Consider the following 19,373-nt stretch of genomic DNA (forward strand, 5'->3'; position numbering starts at 1 on the left):
CGAGGACCCTCGGCGCCCTCGCGCCCGGCCTGGAGAAGGCCGTACGAAACCTGCCGACGACCATGATCGCCGCACAGGGCGGCATGGGCGGCGGCAGACCGACTACCGCCGGACCGCCGCCTCGGCCGGAGCCGGCGCATACCCCGTCGGCCGGGCCGTGAACGTGCCGCGGCCCTGGGTGCGGCTGCGCAACCTCGTCGCATAGCCGAAGAGTTCGGCCAGCGGCACGGTCGCCGTGACCGTCGCCGAGCCGCCACGCGTGGCCGAGCCCGAGACCCGGCCGCGGCGGGCGGCGAGGTCGCCGAGCACCGCGCCGACGGCTTCCTCGGGCACGGTGACCGTGACCTCGGCGACCGGTTCCAGGAGGACCATCGCACAGGCACGCAGCGCCTCCCGGAGGCCGAACCGGCCCGCCGTACGGAACGCCGTTTCCGAGGAGTCCTTCACATGGGTCGCCCCGTCGGTGAGGGTGACGCGCAGCCCGGTCACCGGGTGCCCGCCGAGGGGGCCCTCGGCCAGGGCGTGCCGGCAGCCGGCCTCGACCGCGCGGACGTACTCTTGCGGGACACGCCCGCCGACGACCGTCGAGCGGAACTCGAAACCCTCCTCGGCCGGTTCGACGTCGAGTACGACATGGGCGAACTGCCCCGCCCCGCCGTCCTGTTTGACGTGCCGGTGGACCAGCCCGGACACCCCGCGCCCGACCGTCTCGCGATAACTCACCCTCGGGCGGCCGACGTTGAGCGCGAGAGCGTGCTCACGCCGTACCTTCTCCACCGCGACCTCCAGATGCAGTTCGCCCATGCCAGACAGCAGGGTCTGGCCCGTCTCGGCGTCCGTGCGGACGACGAGAGAGGGGTCCTCCTCGGTCAGCCGGGCGAGCGCCGTGGCCAACCGGTCGGTGTCCACGGACCGCCCCGCCTCCACGGCCACGGACACCACGGGCTCGGCCGCACCGGGCGGTTCGAGCACGAGCGGGGCGTCCGGCGCGCACAGGGTCGAGCCCGCGCGGGCCGACTTCAGCCCGACCACGGCGACGATGTCACCGGCGACCGCCCGTTCCAGCGGGGCGTGCCGGTCGGCCTGGACGCGCAGGATCCGTCCGATGCGTTCGGTGCGGCCTGCGCCCGCGTCCCACACGGTGGCTCCCTTCTCGATCGTTCCCGAGTACACACGTACGTACGTCAGCCGTCCCGTCGGAGTGGCGTTCACCTTGAACGCCAGGGCCGCGAAGGGCGCCGCCGGGTCGCAGTGCCTCTCCTCGCCGTTCTCACCGCGTACGGCGGGCACGTCGAGCGGCGACGGCAGATACGCCACCACGGCGTCCAGCAACGGCTCGATACCGCGGTTGCGATACGCGGAGCCGCACAGGACGACCACTCCGTCGCCGCTGCGGGTGAGGTCCCGCAGGGCGGCGGTGAGGGTGCCGGCCGCCAGGGTCTCCCGGTCGCAGAACTCCTCCAGGGCGGCCGGGTGGCGTTCGGCGACGGCTTCCTCCAGGAGCCGGCGACGCCGGAGCGCCTCCTCGCGCAGAGCGGCGGGCACCGGTCCGTCCTGTGCCGCTTCACCGGAGTCCGCCCAGATCAGCGCACGCATCCCGATCAGATCGACCACGCCGGTGAAGCCGTCCTCGCTGCCGATGGGCAACTGCACGACCAGCGGCGCCGGATGCAGCCGCCGGCGGATCGACTCGACGGCGGCATCGAGGTCGGCGCCCGCGCGGTCCAGCTTGTTGACGAACGCGATCCGCGGCACCCCGTGCCGGTCCGCCTGCCGCCACACCGACTCGCTCTGCGGCTCCACGCCCGCGACGGCGTCGAACACCGCGACCGCTCCGTCGAGCACCCGCAGCGAGCGCTCCACCTCGTCGGCGAAGTCGACGTGCCCCGGGGTGTCGATCAGGTTGAGGCGGTGTCCGTCCCACGCGCAGCTCACGGCCGCCGCGAAGATGGTGATCCCGCGGTCCCGCTCCTGCGGGTCGAAGTCGGTGACGGTGGTGCCGTCGTGGACCTCGCCGCGCTTGTGGGTGGTTCCGGTGGCGAACAGGATCCGCTCGGTGACGGTGGTCTTGCCGGCGTCGACGTGGGCGAGGATGCCGAGGTTGCGGACGACGGCGAGCGGGTTGGAGTTGTGGGTGGTGCGCACGGCCCAAGGCCTTTCGGGTGAGGTGATGACAGGGCGGCGCGATGGCCCGTACAACGGCATGACGGCACGTCAGAAGTGCGTGCTACGGCGATGATCGACCGGTCAGACCGACGTCACGGGCATCCGGTGCCGGCCGCGCAGCGGGCACCGGAGGGTCGAGGACACGAGGATCACGTCGTACGACGTCCGGGGAACGGCGACAGCTGTGCGCACGCACATGGCCGTACTCCCCTCACTCGTTGTCCCTGGTCATGGCGAGTGTAGGGAGCCGGCCGGGTCGGCGCACGGGGTTTTCGCGGTCAGCGGGGCAGGCCCTGGAGTCCGTCGTACGCGGACATGACGAGGTCCAACCCGCGGGTGTCCTGGGCGGGTTCGCGCATCTGGTCGGTCGCGTACGCCACCACCATGCGGGCGTCGGGGTCGATCATGACGAGGGATCCGCCCCAGCCGCCCCAGCCGAAGGTGCTCCCGAAGAGGCCGTAGCCCAGTCCGTACCGCTGTGTCATGCCGATCACCCGGTCCTCGCCGGCGAACTGCTCCTCCCGGGCCCGTGCGGCGCCGGCGGCCGACAGCAGGCATACGCCCCGGACCGTGCCTTCGCACGCGAGCACGGACTGGACGAGCGCGACGGAACGGGCGTTGCCGAAGCCGCTGGCGGCGGGGATCTGTGCGCGCCGCCACGCCACGCTGTTGCCGTCCCGGACGCGCAGGGCGGTCCCGGTGGCGGGTGTCGCGTCGGGCCCGGGGTTGGCGGCGCCCGCGGTGTAGTCCTCGTCCCGGCCGGGGGGCGGCACCGTGAGGGCGACGCGGTGATCGTGCTCGGCGGAGAGCCCGATGTGGAAGTCGGCCCCGAGGGGCCCGGTCACCTCCTGGGCCAGGAACTCGCCGACGGTGCGGCCGGTGATCCGGCGCAGGACCTCGCCGACCAGGAAGCCCTGGGTGAGCGAGTGGTAGCCGGCCGCAGTGCCGGGCTCCCAGAGCGGGGGCTGGGCGGCGAGCCTGGCGGTGGCGGCCGGCCAGTCGTAGAGCTCCTCGACCGGGCCCTCCCAGTGGGGCAGACCGGCGGTGTGCGACAGCAGGTGCCGTACCAGCACCTTCTCCTTGCCCGCCGCGGCGAACTCCGGCCAGTACCGGGCGACCGGGGCATCCGGGTCGAGTTCACCGCGGTCGGCGAGGATCAGCGCGCACAGAGCCGTCATCGTCTTGGTCGTGGAGAAGACGTTGGTGAGGGTGTCCCGCTCCCAGAGGGCCGTCCGGTCGGCGTCGGCGAAGCCGCCCCAGACGTCCACCACCGGTTCACCGTCCACGAGGACGGCGACGGACCCGCCGACGTCCCCCTCGTCCAGCAGTTCCGCCAGCTTGTTGGGAACCGCGGAGAACAGCTCGTCGTACGCGCCCTGGATGTCGGCCATGTCGGATATTGAGCGCACGGCGGGCGGGCGGGGTCAACCGAATTATGGGGCGCCCCGGGGGCCGTAACGCGAAAGACCCCACGGGAAGTGGGGTCTCAGCTGTGCTGTGTGTCCGAGGGGGGACTTGAACCCCCACGCCCGTTAAAGGGCACTAGCACCTCAAGCTAGCGCGTCTGCCATTCCGCCACCCGGACCAGGTGTCTGCCGCCTTGCCGGGAGTTTTCCCGGCGGCGACACGGACAACAATACCAAGCTTTCGGAGTGCCCTTCACCTGCATTTCCGTCCACACAGGGCCCGTGACAACAGTATTCTGTATACTGTCGTCACCCAAATGGCCCCGGCTCGGAGGCGACATGGCAGATCTGGATTCCGCGGTGGTGCTGGGCATGGCAGACCAGGCACCCGACGGCATAGTGATCACCGACAGGGAAGGGCTGATCCGCTACTGGAACCGGGGTGCGGAGCGCATCTTCGGGTTCACGGCGGCCCACGTGGCGGGGCGGAGCCTGGACGTCATCATCCCCGAGAGGCACCGCAAGCGGCACCAGGAAGGCTTCGACGCGGCCATGGAGCGGGGGTCCAGCAAGTACGGGGACGCGGATCTGCTGAACGTGCCCGCGCTGGCGGCGGACGGCCGCAAGCTGTCCATCGAGTTCAGCGTGGTGCTGCTGTCGGGCCCCGACGGCAGCCCGTACTGCGGCGCGGTCATCAGGGACGTCACCGCGCGGCGCGAGCGGGAGCGGGAGCTGATGCGGCGCCGGGCCGAGGCTTCGGTCTGAACCCCGGACCACACCGAAGGGGCCGTGACCGACGAGGTCACGGCCCCTTCAGCGCGTCACTCAGACGATGACCCCGCTCTCCTTGAGCCGGCCGATGGTCTCCTCGTCGTAGCCCAGCTCCACCAGGACCTCGGAGCTGTGCTCGCCCAGCAGCGGGGCGCCGACGACCTCCGGCTTGAAGGAGGAGAACTTCACCGGGCTGCCGACCGTCAGATACGTGCCGCGGCCCTTCTGCTCGACCTCGACGACCGTGCCGCTCCTGCGCAGGTCCTCGTCGTAGGCGATCTCCTTCATACTCATCACCGGGGCGCAGGGCACCTCCCACTCCCGCAGGATGTTCACCGCCTCGTACTTCGTCTTGTCCGCGAGCCACTTCTCGATCTCCTCGAAGATCTCGAAGATGTGCGACTGGCGGGCGCGCGCGGTGGCGTACTCCGGATCCTCGGCCCACTCGGGGCGGCCGATCACCTCGGCGGTGCGCTTCCAGTTCTGCTCCTGGACGGTGAAGTAGATGTACGCGTTCGGGTCGTCCTCCCAGCCCTTGCACTTGAGCACCCAGCCGGGCTGGCCGCCGCCACCGGCGTTGCCGCCGCGCGGCACCACGTCGGTGAACTCGCCGTTCGGGTACTGCGGGTACTCCTCCAGATAGCCGACCCGCTCCAGGCGCTGCTGGTCGCGCAGCTTGACGCGGCAGAGGTTGAGGACGGCGTCCTGCATGGAGACGGAGACCTTCTGGCCGCGGCCGGTCCGGCCGCGGTCGATGATCGCGGTGAGGATGCCGATCGCCAGGTGCATCCCGGTGTTGGTGTCGCCGATGGCGGCACCCGAGATGGTGGGCGGGCCGTCCCAGAAGCCGGTGGTGGAGGCGGCGCCGCCCGCGCACTGGGCGACGTTCTCGTAGACCTTGAGGTCGTTCCAGGAGGACTGGTCGTTGAAGCCCTTCACCGAGCCGAAGATCAGGCGCGGGTTGAGCTCCTGGATGCGCTCCCAGGTGAAGCCCATGCGGTCCAGGGCGCCGGGGGCGAAGTTCTCCACCAGGACGTCGGCGTCCTTGATGAGCTTCTCCAGGACCTCCTTGCCCTCGGCGGTCTTGGTGTTGATGGCCAGGGAGCGCTTGTTGCTGTTGAGCATCGTGAAGTAGAGCGCGTCCAGGTCCTCGATGTCCCTGAGCTGACGGCGCGTCACATCACCCCCGTTGGGGCGCTCCACCTTCAGGACGTCGGCGCCGAACCAGGCGAGCATCTGCGTACAGGCGGGACCGGCCTGGACCCCGGTGAAGTCGATCACCTTGATTCCGGCGAGCGGCTTTTCACTCATGTGTGCTTCCTTTTCGTGAAGTTACGTGGGCTGGACGGTCACTTCTTGGCCGGCGTGATGTTGCCGACGGTGATGCCCTTGGGGTTCAGGTGCGAGATGTGGCCGCTCTCGGTGCCGGCCGAGGGGTCGATCACGCAGTCGATGAGCGCGGGGCCGCCGGCGGCGAGGGCCTCGGTGAGGGCGGCGGTCACCTCGGCAGGTGTGGTGGCCCGGTAGCCCTTGCCGCCGAACGCCTCGATGAGCTGGTCGTGCCGTGCCGCCGACATGAGGGTCGTGGGCGCGGGCGCGTCGTCGTACGGGTTGGTGTCGTCGCCGCGGTAGACACCGCCGTTGTTCATGATCACGGTGACGACGGGCAGCCGGTAGCGGCAGATCGTCTCGATCTCGATGCCGCTGAACCCGAAGGCGCTGTCGCCCTCGATGGCCACGACCGGGGCGCCGCTCTCGACGGCGGCGGCGATCGCGTAGCCCATACCGATCCCCATGACGCCCCAGGTGCCGCTGTCGAGGCGGTGGCGCGGTACGTGCATGTCGATGACGTTGCGCGCGATGTCCAGGGCGTTGGCGCCCTCGTTGACGATGTACGTCTCCGGGTGCTGACGGACGACGTCGCGTACGGCCTTCAGGGCGCCCATGAACTGCATGGGGTGCGGGTCGGCCTCCAGCCGCCTGGCCATCTTGGCGACGTTCTGCGCCGAGCGCGCCGCGAGTTCCTCCCGCCAGGCCGAAGGGGCGGTGATCTGGCCGGGTTTGATGCGTTCGGCGAGCGCGTCGAGCACCGACTCGATGTCACCGACGAGCGGCGCGGCGATGGGCTGATTGCTGTCCATCTCCTTGGGGTCGATGTCGATCTGGACGAACTTGGCCTCCGGGTTCCACCCCGTCCGGCCATGGCCGAGAAGCCAGTTGAGGCGAGCGCCGATCAGCATCACGACGTCGGCCTTCTTCAGGGCCAGGGAGCGGGCGGTGGCGGCCGACTGCGGGTGGTCGTCGGGCAGCAGGCCCTTCGCCATCGACATCGGTACGTAGGGGATGCCGGTCGACTCGATGAACTGCCGTACTTTCGCGTCCGCTTGGGCGTACGCGGCCCCCTTGCCCAGCACCACCAGCGGGCGCTCGGCGGAGGCGAGGAGCTCGATGGCCCGGTCCACGGCTTCCGGCGCCGGGAGCTGACGCGGGGCGGGGTCGACGAGCCGGCTCAGCGTCCTGTCGCCCTCCGCCTTGGGCATGATGGCGCCGAGCACCGCGGCGGGAATGTCGAGATAGACACCGCCGGGGCGCCCGGAGATCGCGGTGCGCAGGGCGCGGGCGATGCCGCGGCCGATGTCCTCCACCCGGCTCACCCGGTAGGCGGCCTTCACGAACGGCTGCGCGGCGGCCAGTTGGTCCATCTCCTCGTAGTCGCCCTGCTTGAGGTCGACGAGGTGGCGCTCGCTGGAGCCGGAGATCTGGACCATCGGGAAGCAGTTGGTGGTGGCGTTCGCGAGGGCGACCAGGCCGTTGAGGAAGCCGGGGGCCGAGACCGTGAGGGCCACGCCGGGCTTCTTGTTGAGGTAGCCGGCGACGGCGGCCGCGTGTCCGGCGTTGCTCTCGTGCCGGAAGCCGATGTAGCGGATGCCCTGCGCCTGGGCGAGCCGGGCCAGGTCGGTGATGGGGATGCCGACCACCCCGTAGATGGTGTCGACGTCGTTCAGCTTGAGCGCGTCGACGACCAGGTGGTACCCGTCGGTGAGCTCGGTCGGAACGTCGGCTGCTGCCGCGGTCTCCAGGGTCGAGGGAGCGGTCATGGTCCGAGGTCCTCCTTGGGCAGGTCCTGCCGGAGCGGCTACTGCTCTCACCATCCGCAGCGCGCTGGTCCGCGTCCAAGACCCATCGGCGACCAGCCGATAAACGGTGTCTATCGAGGCCTGGTCAGCGGCCTGGCGACTCCCTTGATAGACAACTGCTATCGGCCGTTCGCCAGCGGGTATTGGACGTCCACCGGGTGCCACCGCACGCTCGCAGAGGATGTTTCATCGGACCTGTGCGAGGGGGTGGGGTCATGGCCGTTCCGGCCGCGGCATCCGTGCGTGACGCGAACCGGTACCGGCCCCCGCAGGTCACGGGGCTCGTCGACCTCCTCGACCGGCAGGTGCGCGAACGGCCTTACGCCCGGGCCCTGGTGGTGACCGGCGAGCGGGTGCAGCTGTCGTACCGGGCGCTCTCGACCCTGGCCGGCGACGTGGCCGCCCGGCTCGCGGGCGCGGGACTGAGGCGTGGTGACGCGGTCGGTCTGATCTGTGCCAACACGGCCGAGTTCGTTGTCGGCCTGCTCGGTGCGGCGCGGGCCGGGCTGGTCGCGGCTCCGCTGGATCCCGCCCTGCCTTCGCGGCAACTCCGCGCGAAGCTGGTGGCGTTGGGGGCAGGCGCCGTCCTCCTCGGTCCGTCGGTGTCCGACAGCACGACGCTCCCGGTGCCCGCGTGGCCGCTGCGCGTGGACGTCTCGCGGGCGGGGACGGCCACGGTCGTTCTCGAAGCGCGTGGATGCGATGTACCCCAAGGTGTAGGTGCCGCCGGTGAGTTGTCCGATCGGGACGCGCTCGTGCTGTTCACCGCCGGGACCACCGGCCGGGCGAAGATGGTCCCGCTGACCCACGCCAATGTGGCAGCCTCCCTGCGGAACATCTGCGCCACCTACGAGTTGGGCCCCGATGACGCGACGGTCGCGGTGATGCCGTTCTTCCACGGCCACGGGCTGTTCGCGGCGCTGTTGTCCTCCCTGGCGAGCGGGGGCTGCGTGCTGCTGCCCGAGCGGGGGCGGTTCTCGGCGGGCACGTTCTGGGACGACATGCGGTCCGTGGGCGCCACATGGTTCACGGCGGTCCCGGCCATCCACGAGATCCTGCTGGAGCGGTCGGAGCGGTCGGAGCGGGAGTATCCGGGGCCGCAGGCACCGCCGTTGAGGTTCGTACGAAGTTGCAGCGCGCCCCTCAACACAGCGACCCAGCGGGCGCTGGAGCGCACGTTCGGTGCGCCGCTGCTGACCGCGTACGGGATGACGGAGTCCTCTCACCAGGCGACCAGCGAACCACTGCCGCAGCGGGGAGCGCTCCGGCAGGGGTCGGTCGGCCGGCCCACCGGGGTCGAGGTGCGGGTCGTGGACCGCGACGGGCGTGCGTGTCCGGCGGGCGCGGAGGGCGAGGTGTGCGTGCAGGGGCCGACCGTCGCCCGTGGCTATCTGGCCGACGGTGAGGCGTCGGCGCGGACCTTCGTCGACGGCTGGCTGCGCACCGGGGATCTGGGCGTGCTGGACGAGGACGGGTACCTGTCGCTGACCGGACGGATCAAGAACCTCATCAACCGGGGCGGGGAGAAGATCTCACCCGAGCATGTCGAGGACATCCTCGCCGGGTGCCCGGGGGTCTCGGACGCGGCCGTGTTCGCGGTGCCGGACGTGGTGTACGGGCAGCGGGTCGGTGCCGCCGTGGTGGTGCGCGAGGCGGACGGCGTCGGGCGCGAGGAGATCCTGCGGTACTGCCGTGACCGGCTGGCCGCGTACGAGGTACCGGACCGGCTCGAACTGGTCACCGCGCTGCCGTACACCGCGAAGGGGGGACTGGACAGGAAGGCGGTACGGGCGCGGTACGCACCCTGACACGGGTTGTCGGAGGCAGCGCCCGACGGGGCAGGCTTGGGCGCGGAGCCCCGGCAGGGCATGCACGGGCAGCCCCCATCGTGCCCGCCAGGGAGCAGTCTGCCAGGGGCAGCGCCCCGACAGAGCAGTCCTGGCCTCAGCACCCGACGAGGCGGTCGGGCAGCGCCCGCCGTGCTCGGGAGGGCGCGTCCGGGCACGGAACTCGTCCCGGACGGAGCCCGGCGCCGCACTGCCGACAACCGGACCGGAGAGAGCAGCCCCGGCCCGCCGCCCGCGCCCCGGCGGAGCTCAACGCACCCGGTGCTCGGGTGGCAGGGGGCGGGCGAAGAAGTCGTCCAGGGACAGGCCCGTCGCCGCGTTGACGAAGGCCCGGGCGGCGACCGAGCCGGGGGTCGCCGCGTGGATGGCCACCGAGACCTGGGCGCCGGCCTCGGGGTCGACCAGCGGCAGCGCTCGGGTCCGGCCGACCACCGGCATGGCCCGCAGCCAGGTGTGCGGCACGATGCTCGCCCAGCCGCCGCCGCCCACGTGCGCGTAGAGAGAGGCGATCGAGTCCGTCTCGACCTGCGGGGTGACCACGTACCCCTTCTCCGCGAACACGGTGTCGACGATCTGGCGGATCCGCATGTCGGGCGTCAGCAGCGCGAGCGGCAACTGGGCCGCGTCCGCCCAGGACACGGTGGCGGACTGGGCCACCAGGTGCTCGTCGGAGACCAGCAGCATGTATCTCTCCTGGTAGAGCGGGACAACCTGGAGGCCCTCCTGGTCGTCCGGGTCGAAGTGGGCGATCGCCACGTCGAGTTCGTAGTCGCGCAACTGCCGGTGGAGTTCCTTCGTCGACAGCCGGGAGCGGACCTGGACCTTGGCCAGGGGGTGCGCCGCGCAGAAGGCGGCCACGGGAAGGGCGAGGGTCGTGGACGCGGTGGGGTCGGTGCCGAGGCGCAGGGTGCCGGTGATGCCGGACTGCACGGCGGCCACCTCGGCCTTGAAGGCGTCCTGTTCGGCGAGGATCCGCTTGGCCCATACGACGAGCCGCTCGCCCTCGGGGGTGAGGCCCTGGTAGTTGTGGCCGCGGTTGATCAGCGTGACGTTCAGCTCGCGCTCCAGCTTGGCGATCGCCGCCGAGAGCGCGGGCTGGGAGACGTAGCAGGCTTCCGCCGCCCGGGCGAAGTGCCGTTCCCTCGCCACCGCCACGAAGTATTCGAGCTGCCGGAACAGCATGAACGACTCCTCCCTGCCCTGGGATCACCGGTTCCATACTGTATGCAGTGTGGGGTGATGTACAGGGAGGAGACGGAACAGCTCAGCGCAGGAACTTCACCGCGGCCACCACCAGCGGGTCCAGCCCCTCCGCGCCGGCGTCGACGAACTCGTGGAGGCGAGTGCGCATCCGCGGATCCCAGAACCTGCCGATGTGCCCCGCGATGGCCTCGGCGGCCTCCTCCCCCGGCAGATGGCCGAGGTTCCTGGCGATGTCGTTGGCCATCCTGCACTCCGACGGCACGGTCGCTGTCATCTCAGTCCACCACTTTCACGAGATCGTTCCCGGCGGTCTCGGCCTCACTCGACCGGTCCGGGCGGGCGAGCGCGACCTGTACGGCGGTCACCTTGTATTCGGGGCAGTTGGTCGCCCAGTCGGAGTTCTCCGTGGTCACCACGTTGGCGCCGGTGACGGGGTGGTGGAACGTGGTGTACACGACCCCGGTCGGCATGCGGTCGGAGATCTCCGCGCGCAGGGTGGTCTGCCCGACGCGGCTGGCCAGGGTGACCCGGTCGCCGTGGTTGATGCCGCGGACCTCGGCGTCGTGCGGGTGCAGCTCCAGTACGTCCTCGGGGTGCCAGGCGACGTTGCCGGTACGGCGGGTCTGGGCGCCGACGTTGTACTGGCTGAGGATGCGGCCCGTGGTGAGGACCAGCGGGAAGCGCCGGGTGCTGCGTTCGGTGGTCGGCACGTAGGAGGTGACCACGAACTTGCCCTTGCCGCGCACGAATTCGTCCACGTGCATGACGGGCGTGCCCTCGGGTGCGTCCTCGTTGCACGGCCACTGGACGCTGCCCAGCTTGTCGATGAGGTCGAAGGAGACCCCGGTGAAGGTCGGGGTGACCGAGGCGATCTCGTCCATGATCTGGCCGGGATGGTCGTACACCATCGGGTAGCCCATGGCGGTGGCGATCTCGCTGACGATCTGCCACTCGTGCTTGCCCGTCTTCGGCTTCATCACCGCGCGCACCCGGTTGATGCGGCGTTCGGCGTTGGTGAAAGTGCCGTCCTTCTCCAGGAAGGACGCGCCGGGCAGGAAGACGTGGGCGAACTTGGCCGTCTCGTTGAGGAACAGGTCCTGGACGACGACCAGTTCCATGGCTTCGAGGGCTGCCGTGACGTGCTTGAGGTTGGGGTCCGACTGGGCGATGTCCTCACCGTGGACGAACAGGCCGCGGAACGTGCCGTCGACGGCCGCGTCGAACATGTTGGGGATGCGAAGTCCCGGTTCGGCGAGGAGGGTTCCGCCCCACAGGTTCTCGAAGACGGTACGGACCGCGTCGTCGGAGACGTGCCGGTAGCCGGGCAGTTCGTGCGGGAAGGAGCCCATGTCGCAGGAGCCCTGGACGTTGTTCTGGCCGCGCAGCGGGTTCACGCCGACGCCGTCGCGGCCGATGTTGCCGCACGCCATGGCGAGGTTGGCCATTCCCATGACCATGGTCGAGCCCTGGCTGTGCTCGGTGACACCGAGGCCGTAGTAGATGGCGCCGTTGGGTGCCTCGGCGTACAGCCTTGCGGCGGCCCGGAGTTCGGCGGCCGGGACGCCGGTGATCTCCTCGACGGCCTCCGGGCTGTTTTCCGGGCGGGCGATGAACTCGGCCCACTCGTCGAAGCCTTCGCAGCGAGCGGCCACGAAATCCCTGTCGGTGAGGCCCTCGGTGACGACGACGTGGGCCATGGCGTTGACGACGGCCACGTTGGTGCTGGGCCTGAGCTGGAGGTGGTGCCGGGCCTCGATGTGCGGGGAGCGGACGAGGTCGATACGGCGCGGGTCCACGACGATCAGCTGGGCGCCCTCACGCAGCCGTCGCTTCATCCGGGAGGCGAACACCGGGTGTCCGTCGGTGGGGTTGGCGCCGATCACCATGATGACGTCGGCCTCGGCCACCGAGCGGAAGTCCTGGGTGCCGGCCGACTCGCCGAAGGTCTGCTTGAGGCCGTATCCCGTCGGGGAGTGGCAGACCCGGGCGCAGGTGTCGACGTTGTTGTTGCCGAAGGCCGCGCGGACCATCTTCTGTACGACGTAGACCTCTTCGTTGGTGCAGCGCGAGGAGGTGATGGCGCCGATCGCGCCGGCACCGTGCCGGTCCTGGATCTCGCGCATGCGGCGGGCGACCGTGCCGATCGCCTCGTCCCACCCGACCTCGCGCCAGGGGTCGGTGATCCGGTCGCGGACCATGGGTTTGAGCATGCGGTCGGGGTGGGTGGCGTAGCCGAAGGCGAAGCGGCCCTTCACGCAGGAGTGGCCCTCGTTGGCCCCGCCGTCCTTGTACGGCACCATGCGCACGAGTTCGTCGCCGCGCAGTTCGGCCTTGAAGGAGCAGCCGACCCCGCAGTAGGCGCAGGTGGTCACCACCGACCTGGTGGGCATGCCGAGTTCGACGACCGAGCGTTCCTGGAGCGTGGACGTCGGGCAGGCCTGGACGCAGGCCCCGCAGGAGACGCACTCGGAGTTCATGAAGGACTCGCCCGCCCCCGCCGAGACCTTGGAGTCGAAGCCGCGCCCCTCGATGGTGAGCGCGAACGTGCCCTGGACCTCGCCGCAGGCCCGGACGCAGCGGGAGCAGGCGATGCACTTGGACGGGTCGAAGTCGAAGTAGGGGTTGGAGGTGTCCTTCTCTGCGTCGAGATGGTTCTCGCCCTCGTAGCCGTAACGGACCTGCCTCAGGCCCACCACGCCTGCCATGTCCTGGAGTTCGCAGTCGCCGTTGGCCGGGCAGGTGAGGCAGTCCAGGGGGTGGTCGGAGATGTAGAGCTCCATGACGCCCTGGCGGAGTTTCTCCACCTTGGGTGTCTGGGTGCTGACCTTCATGCCGTCGGCGCACGGGGTGGTGCAGGAGGCCGGGGTGCCACGCCGGCCGTCGATCTCCACCACGCACAGCCGGCAGGAGCCGAACGCCTCCAGGCTGTCGGTGGCGCAGAGTCTGGGTATGTCGAGGCCGGCCTGCGCGGCGGCGCGCATCACCGAGGTGCCCTCGGGGACGGTCACCGGGACACCGTCCACCTCCACGGACACGGTCGCCGGTCCTGGCCGCTCGGGGGTTCCGAAGTCGGGTTCCTTGAGGAGTGTCATGCCGTGCCCTCCGTCTTCGGGCCAGTCGCCGGTACGGGGTGGATGTCCAGGAGTCGACGGCCGCCGAGGAAGTCGTCGGGGAAGTGGGTGAGGGCGCTGCGGACGGGCAGCGGGGTCAGGCCGCCCATCGCGCACAGCGAGCCCTCGGTCATCAGGTCGCAGAGGTCTTCGAGCAGGGCGAGGTTCTCGTCCCGGTGGGTGCCGGCGACGATCTTGTCGATCACCTCGACCCCGCGCACCGCCCCGACCCGGCACGGTGTGCACTTGCCGCAGGACTCCTCGGCGCAGAACTCCATCGCGAAGCGGGCCTGCGCGGCCATGTCTACGCTGTCGTCGAAGACGACCACGCCACCGTGGCCGACCATCGCTCCGGCGGCCGCGAACGCCTCGTAGTCCATGGGCAGGTCGAACATCGACTCCGGCAGATACGCCCCCAGCGGGCCGCCGACCTGCGCGGTGCGCACCGGGCGTCCGGAGTAAGTGCCGCCGCCGTACTCCTCGATGAGTTCGCGCAGGGTGATACCGAAGGCGGTCTCCACGATGCCGCCGCGCGCGATGTTGCCGCCGAGCTGGAACACCTGCGTGCCGCGGGAGCGTTCGACGCCGAGAGCCTCGTAGGCCTGCGCTCCCTCGGCCAGGACGACGGGCACGGTGGCGAGGGTGAGGACGTTGTTCACCACGGTCGGTCTGCCGAACAGCCCCTCGATCGCCGGGATCGGCGGTTTCGCGCGGACCATGCCGCGCTTGCCCTCCAGGCTCTCCAGCATGGAGGTCTCCTCGCCGCAGATGTACGCGCCGGCGCCGACGCGGACGTGCAGGTCGAAGTCGAGTGCGGAGCCGAGGATGTTCCTGCCGAGCCAGCCGTGCTCGCGCGCGATCCCGATCGCCCGGCGCATCGTGGCCACCGCGTCCGGGTATTCCGAGCGGATGTACAGGTAGCCCTCGCTCGCTCCGACCGCGTGCGCGGCGATCGTCATGCCCTCGATGAGCATGAAGGGGTCGCCCTCCATGACCATGCGGTCGGCGAAGGTCCCGCTGTCGCCCTCGTCTGCGTTGCAGCAGACGAACTTCAGCTCGTCGACGCACTCGAGGACGGTCTTCCACTTGATGCCGGCCGGGAATCCGGCGCCGCCGCGGCCGCGCAGTCCGGACGCGGTGACCTCGGCGACCACGTCCGCGGGGGCGAGTTCCAGGGCGGCACGCAGTCCCGCGAGGCCGCCGTGCGCCTCGTAGTCCTCGGCGGACAGGGGGTCGGTCACGCCGACTCGGGCGAAGGTGACGCGGTTCTGGTTCGCCAGCCAGGGCAGTTCGTCGACGATGCCGAGCCGCAGCGGGTGGTCCGCGCCGTCCAGCATCCCGGCGGCGAGGAGTGCGTCGATGTCCTCGGGGGCCACCGGGCCGTAGCCGACCCGTCCTTCGGGGGTCACCACCTCCACCAGGGGCTCCAGCCACAGCATGCCGCGCGATCCGTTGCGTACGACGTCGATGGCGAAGTCCCCGCGGTCGGCGGCGTGTTGAAGGGCCTGCGCGACCTCGTCCGCGCCGACGGACCTGGCCGCGGAGTCGCGGGGGACGTAGACGGTGGCCGTGGAGTGCGAGGGGCTGTTCATGAGGAGACCGTCCCGTCGAGGATCGAGCCCAGCTTGGCGGGGCCAACTCGTCCGTACAGCCGTCCGTTCGCCTCGACGGAGGGCCCGAGCGCGCAGTTGCCGAGGCAGAAGACCTGCTCGACGGTGACCGAGCCGTCCGCCGTCGTCTCCCCCATGGGCAGTCCGGACTGGCGCGCGTAGCTCACCAATCGGTCGGCGCCCAGGGCCTGGCATGCCTCGGCGCGGCAGATGCGCACGGTGGTGCGGCCCGCGGGCTCGCGGCGGAAGTCGTGGTAGAAGGTCACCACTCCGTGGACGTCCGCCCGGGAGAGGTTGAACTCCTCGGCGAGCACCGGTACGGCCTCCTGCGGTACATGGCCCAACTCGGCCTGGACGGCGTGCAGTACGGGCAGCAGCGCACCGCGCTCGCCCCGGTGGCGGGCCACCACCCCCCGGACCACGCTCTCGACCGTCACGTCACTCCCGCTGGTCGTCATGATCGCTTCGCCTTCCGTCACGCGGGTCCCCGGCGAGGGATGCAGGAGACTGAGACAATACTCCATACAGGCTTCTGTATACACAACCCCCCCGCAAGGAAGGGCGGGGGCACTCGACGACGACATCGGATGGGGGCGGTCCAGGGGCCGGACCGACGGCAACCCACGCCATGTTGCATACCAAAACCTGTATGCTGACGCGGCCGTTCGGCAACCCTCCGGACAGGCCCCTCTTGGCAAGCCGCCGCCCCCGCGACACCGGCGGCAGAACGGGACAACCATGCGCGAGGCACTCACGGCCGCAGCCTCCCGGCGCGTCACCCGCCCGGCACCGCTGCGTCAGGCCGTGTACGACGCCCTGACCGAGCTGATCGTCAACGGCTCCCTCAAGCCCGGCCAGCATCTGGTCGAGGCCGAACTCGCCGAGCACCTCGGGGTCAGCCGCCAGCCGGTGCGCGAGGCCCTCCAGCGGCTCCAGACCGCCGGCTGGGTGGATCTGCGGCCCGCCCAGGGGGCGTTCGTCCACTCCCCCACCGAGGAGGAGGCCGCCCAGCTCCTGGGCGTCCGGGCGGTCCTGGAGACCTATTCGGCCCAGCTCGCCGCCAAGAACGCGAAGCCCGAGGACATCGCACATCTCGACGAGCTCCAGCTGGAAGGTATCGCCGCTCTCGCCGAGGGCGACGTCGAGCGGCTGGTCTCCGCCAACACCGCGCTGCACGACTTCATCACCGCCGTCGCCGACAACGCCGTACTGGCCGAACTGATCGCCCAGGTGGGCCAGAAGGTCCGCTGGTACTACACGCCCATCGCCAAACCCCGTGGCAAGGAGGCCTGGAACGAGCACACCCAGCTCATCCGGGCCATCGCCAAGGGCGATGTGGACCAGGCGGGCGAGCTCATGCGCAAGCACACCGAACGTACGACCGACTTCTACCGCCGGCAGATCGCGGCCAAGGCGAACCAGGACTGACGTCTCTCCGGGCACGGTTCAGGACGCGGCGAGGGAGCCGGCGGGACGGCGGGCGCTCCCGACGTCGACGGCCGGGTCGAACGCCGGGTCCTGCGCCGGGTCGAGCGCCGGTGGGTGGCGGGTCTCGGCGGCGGCCCGCAGTTCGAGCAGCCAGGGCAGGACCGTCCGCAGCACGATGTCGAGTCCGCCGCCGTCGGTGCCGAGCATCGCCTCCGCGGGCACCCGCACCGGGTCGGCGAACACCGTGGACGTCGCGCTGCCACGGGGTCCGGTGGCGCCGGGCCGCGCGGGGACGAACAGGTCCGGGGCGTGTGCCGGGACCGCCCAGAGGGTCAGCCCGTCCGGGGCGGCGAGGGGCCGGGAGGACCAGACATAGAGGTCGGCCTCCCCCGCCGCGACGACCCGCTGTTTGCGGGCCCGCAGGGCCACCACTTCACCGGAACGGGTGGCCACGGAGCGCGGTGCGAGGAGCTGGGTCTCCACTCCCGCCCCGTCGCCTCCTGCCTCCGGCTCGGACTCCGACTCGGCGAGCGCGAGACTGGCGAGGTGGCGTCCGGCGGCGATCTCGGCGCGCGGCCAGGAGCCGCCGTATGCCTCGATGACGGCGACGGCCGTGTAGTGGGACTGGAGCACCGCCGCCGTCGCCGGGCAGACGCGCGCGGTCCGCGCGACCACGTCGACGGCTTCCGGCAACCCCCTTCCCCCGCCGCCGAACCCGGTGGAGACGGTGAGTCCCAGGAGTCCCGCGCGCCCGAGGGCGGTCACGGCGCCGCGAGGGAACCGGCCCTGGACGGCCGTCACCTCGGCGACGGGTCCGACGACTCCGGTCAGGACTTCGGAGAGAGCGGTGCGGTACGACACGGGGCGACCCCCTCGGGCGTGGCTGATGTTCCACTGCCGAACGATGATTGCATACAGTATTCTGCATGTGAAGGTGAACGCGCCAGAGGTCCAGCCGGGTCATTTCCGAGAGCCCTCGGCACTGTGCGAGACCTGGCACCGTGCGAGACAGGGCCATCGACGGACGGCTCGACCCACCAGTCGAACGAGGGAGACAGGGCCCATGCCCGACACACCCACCGCGGCGGTCCGCGGCCCGATCAGTAAGCCCACCCCGCTGCGCCAGGCGGTCTATCAGGCCCTCACCGAACTGATCATCGATGGCTCGCTCACCCCCGGCCAGCACCTGGTCGAGGCCGAGCTGGCCGAGAGTCTCGGGGTGAGCCGGCAGCCGATCCGTGAGGCGCTGCAACGGCTCCAGACCGCCGGCTGGGTCGACCTGCGCCCGTCGCAGGGGGCCTTCGTCCACTCCCCCACCACGCAGGAGTGCGCCCAACTCCTCAGCGTGCGGGCCCTCCTGGAGACCCATTCCGCGCGCGGCGCCGCCCAGCACGCCACTCCCCGCGACGTCGCCCGCCTGTGGGAACTCCAGCAGAGCGGTCTGACCGCCCTCGCGGACGGGGACGCCCGGGCCATCGTGGAGGCGAACGCCGCCCTCCACGGCCACATCACGCTGCTGTCCCGCAACGCGGTCCTCGCCGAACTCATCCCCCAGGTCGACCGGCGGGTGCGCTGGTACTACATGCCCATCGCCAAGCCCCGCGGCAAGGACGTCTGGAACGAGCACGCGAGGATCATCGAGGCCATCGACGAGGGCGCCCCCGACCGCGCCGAGGAGCTCATGCGTCGGCACACCCGCAACACCACCGACTTCTACTGCCGGCAGATCGCCGCGGTGGCCGGCCGGGGCGACTGACCCCGGCCCACCACCCTTTCCCCCAACGGCCCTGGACAGCTCAGGAGTTCGGAGCGATCTCCCGCAGCAGCCCTGTCGTGACGTCGAAGACGAAGCCGCGCACATCGTCCGTGTGCGGCAGGAACGGCGAGGTGCGCACCCGCTGCATGGACTGGCGTACGTCCTGGTCGACGTCCCGGAATGCCTCCACCGCCCAGGCGGGGCGCTGACCGACCTCGAGCTCGAGTTCGTGCCGGAAGTCCTCGGTCAGGGTCTGCAGACCGCAGCCGGTGTGGTGGATGAGTGCCACGCTGCGGGTGCCGAGCGCCCGCTGGCTGATCGTCAGGGACCGGATGGTGTCGTCCGTGACGACACCCCCGGCGTTGCGGATGGTGTGGCAGTCGCCGAGCTCCAGGCCGAGCGCGGCGTGCAGGTCGAGGCGGGCGTCCATGCACGCCACGACGGCGACGCGCAGGACGGGGCGGGCGCCCATGCCGGGGTCGGTGAACCCGGCGGCGTAGGCGCGGTTGGCTTCCACGAGCCGGTCGGTGACCGTCGCGGTTCGGGGTGCTGAAGTCGACATGTGGGGCTACCTCGCTCCGGTCGAGTCGGTCAGATGACGCCCTGCTCCTTGAGCTGCGGCAACTCGGCCTGGGAAAGCCCGAGTTCATGCACGTAGATCTCTTCGTTGTGTTGGCCGAGGAGGGGTGGGGTGGTGATGGTGGTGGGGGAGTCGGAGAGTTTGAGGGGGTTGCCGACGGTGGTGAAGGTGCCGCGTTCGGGATGCGCGACCTCGACGATCATGTCGTTGGCGGCGAGTGAGGCGTCCTCGATGATCTCTTTCGGTGACAGGATCGGCCCGCATGGAATGTTGTGCGCGTTCAGCTGCTGCAGGACCTGCCATTTGGGCAGGGTCGCGGTCCATTCCTCGATCAGCTGGAACATCTTCGCCAGCTTCGG

16 protein-coding genes, 1 tRNA gene and 1 pseudogene are annotated in these 19,373 nt (G+C 70.7%); 5 read left to right on the forward strand and 13 right to left on the reverse strand.

Annotated features, from left to right (window positions below; genetic code table 11):
- Positions 1 to 92: pseudogene (locus ABZT06_RS49040) on the forward strand (GPP34 family phosphoprotein); the annotation flags it as partial.
- Between the two features lie 10 nt (positions 93 to 102).
- Here the strand turns inward: ABZT06_RS49040 and fusA are convergent.
- From fusA to ABZT06_RS49055, 3 genes are all read right to left on the reverse strand, one after another.
- Positions 103 to 2,145: an elongation factor G gene (gene fusA, locus ABZT06_RS49045; protein WP_355756085.1), complete on the reverse strand. Its 2,043-nt coding sequence runs from the start codon at positions 2,143 to 2,145 to the stop codon at positions 103 to 105.
- A 299-nt stretch (positions 2,146 to 2,444) separates the two neighbouring features.
- A complete protein-coding gene (locus ABZT06_RS49050; protein ID WP_355756088.1) occupies positions 2,445 to 3,557 on the reverse strand; it encodes a serine hydrolase domain-containing protein in 1,113 nt (370 codons plus the stop codon).
- Between the two features lie 109 nt (positions 3,558 to 3,666).
- A tRNA-Leu gene (locus ABZT06_RS49055) sits at positions 3,667 to 3,751 on the reverse strand.
- 160 nt (positions 3,752 to 3,911) lie between these two features.
- Between ABZT06_RS49055 and ABZT06_RS49060 the strand changes: the two genes are divergently transcribed.
- Positions 3,912 to 4,337, forward strand: coding sequence for a PAS domain S-box protein (locus ABZT06_RS49060; protein ID WP_355756090.1), 426 nt, complete (start codon positions 3,912 to 3,914; stop codon positions 4,335 to 4,337).
- Between the two features lie 60 nt (positions 4,338 to 4,397).
- On the opposite strand, the gene frc is transcribed toward ABZT06_RS49060, so the two are convergent.
- The gene (gene frc, locus ABZT06_RS49065) at positions 4,398 to 5,654 is read right to left on the reverse strand and encodes a formyl-CoA transferase (RefSeq protein WP_355756092.1); all 1,257 of its coding nucleotides are present in this window, start codon (positions 5,652 to 5,654) and stop codon (positions 4,398 to 4,400) included.
- A gap of 38 nt (positions 5,655 to 5,692) precedes the next feature.
- Positions 5,693 to 7,441, reverse strand: coding sequence for an oxalyl-CoA decarboxylase (oxc, locus tag ABZT06_RS49070; RefSeq protein ID WP_355756094.1), 1,749 nt, complete (start codon positions 7,439 to 7,441; stop codon positions 5,693 to 5,695).
- A 254-nt stretch (positions 7,442 to 7,695) separates the two neighbouring features.
- Between oxc and ABZT06_RS49075 the strand changes: the two genes are divergently transcribed.
- Entirely contained in the window at positions 7,696 to 9,288 is a 1,593-nt protein-coding gene (locus tag ABZT06_RS49075) for a FadD7 family fatty acid--CoA ligase (protein WP_355756096.1), read from the forward strand.
- A gap of 288 nt (positions 9,289 to 9,576) precedes the next feature.
- Here the strand turns inward: ABZT06_RS49075 and ABZT06_RS49080 are convergent, their stop codons facing one another.
- From ABZT06_RS49080 to ABZT06_RS49100, 5 genes are all read right to left on the reverse strand, one after another.
- A complete protein-coding gene (locus tag ABZT06_RS49080) occupies positions 9,577 to 10,509 on the reverse strand; it encodes a LysR family transcriptional regulator (RefSeq protein WP_355756098.1) in 933 nt (310 codons plus the stop codon).
- Between the two features lie 82 nt (positions 10,510 to 10,591).
- Positions 10,592 to 10,774 carry a formate dehydrogenase subunit delta gene (locus ABZT06_RS49085; RefSeq protein WP_355756101.1) on the reverse strand — a complete coding sequence of 61 codons (183 nt, stop codon included), beginning with the start codon at positions 10,772 to 10,774 and terminating at the stop codon, positions 10,592 to 10,594.
- 31 nt (positions 10,775 to 10,805) lie between these two features.
- Positions 10,806 to 13,622, reverse strand: a complete 2,817-nt coding sequence (gene fdhF, locus ABZT06_RS49090) for a formate dehydrogenase subunit alpha (RefSeq protein WP_355756103.1) — start codon at positions 13,620 to 13,622, stop codon at positions 10,806 to 10,808.
- Positions 13,619 to 15,232: an NADH-quinone oxidoreductase subunit NuoF gene (locus tag ABZT06_RS49095; protein WP_355756105.1), complete on the reverse strand. Its 1,614-nt coding sequence runs from the start codon at positions 15,230 to 15,232 to the stop codon at positions 13,619 to 13,621. The genes fdhF and ABZT06_RS49095 overlap by 4 nt, the downstream gene beginning before the upstream one ends.
- The gene (locus tag ABZT06_RS49100) at positions 15,229 to 15,708 is read right to left on the reverse strand and encodes an NAD(P)H-dependent oxidoreductase subunit E (RefSeq protein WP_355756108.1); all 480 of its coding nucleotides are present in this window, start codon (positions 15,706 to 15,708) and stop codon (positions 15,229 to 15,231) included. The genes ABZT06_RS49095 and ABZT06_RS49100 overlap by 4 nt, the downstream gene beginning before the upstream one ends.
- Positions 15,709 to 15,988: 280 nt before the next feature.
- On the opposite strand from ABZT06_RS49100, the gene ABZT06_RS49105 reads away from it, so the two are divergent.
- Positions 15,989 to 16,678: a GntR family transcriptional regulator gene (locus tag ABZT06_RS49105; protein WP_355756110.1), complete on the forward strand. Its 690-nt coding sequence runs from the start codon at positions 15,989 to 15,991 to the stop codon at positions 16,676 to 16,678.
- An 18-nt stretch (positions 16,679 to 16,696) separates the two neighbouring features.
- On the opposite strand, the gene ABZT06_RS49110 is transcribed toward ABZT06_RS49105, so the two are convergent.
- Entirely contained in the window at positions 16,697 to 17,539 is an 843-nt protein-coding gene (locus ABZT06_RS49110) for an acyl-CoA dehydrogenase family protein (RefSeq protein ID WP_355756112.1), read from the reverse strand.
- Positions 17,540 to 17,741: 202 nt separating this feature from the next.
- Here ABZT06_RS49110 and ABZT06_RS49115 point away from each other — a divergent pair, with 202 nt between their 5' ends.
- Positions 17,742 to 18,434 (forward strand): GntR family transcriptional regulator, encoded by a 693-nt coding sequence (locus ABZT06_RS49115; protein WP_355756114.1) that lies wholly within the window; start codon positions 17,742 to 17,744, stop codon positions 18,432 to 18,434.
- A gap of 40 nt (positions 18,435 to 18,474) precedes the next feature.
- Here ABZT06_RS49115 and ABZT06_RS49120 read toward each other — a convergent pair whose 3' ends face one another.
- Both ABZT06_RS49120 and ABZT06_RS49125 read right to left on the reverse strand, forming a co-directional pair.
- Complete coding sequence (locus ABZT06_RS49120) at positions 18,475 to 18,996, reverse strand: carbonic anhydrase (protein WP_355756116.1); 522 nt, start codon at positions 18,994 to 18,996, stop codon at positions 18,475 to 18,477.
- A 29-nt stretch (positions 18,997 to 19,025) separates the two neighbouring features.
- Positions 19,026 to 19,373, reverse strand: a 348-nt coding sequence (locus tag ABZT06_RS49125; RefSeq protein WP_355756118.1) for a CoA transferase, incomplete at its 5' end; no start/stop codon positions are given.

Origin of the sequence: Streptomyces sp. NPDC005483, assembly GCF_040606035.1 — a bacterium.
Classification (GTDB): Bacteria; Actinomycetota; Actinomycetes; order Streptomycetales; family Streptomycetaceae; genus Streptomyces.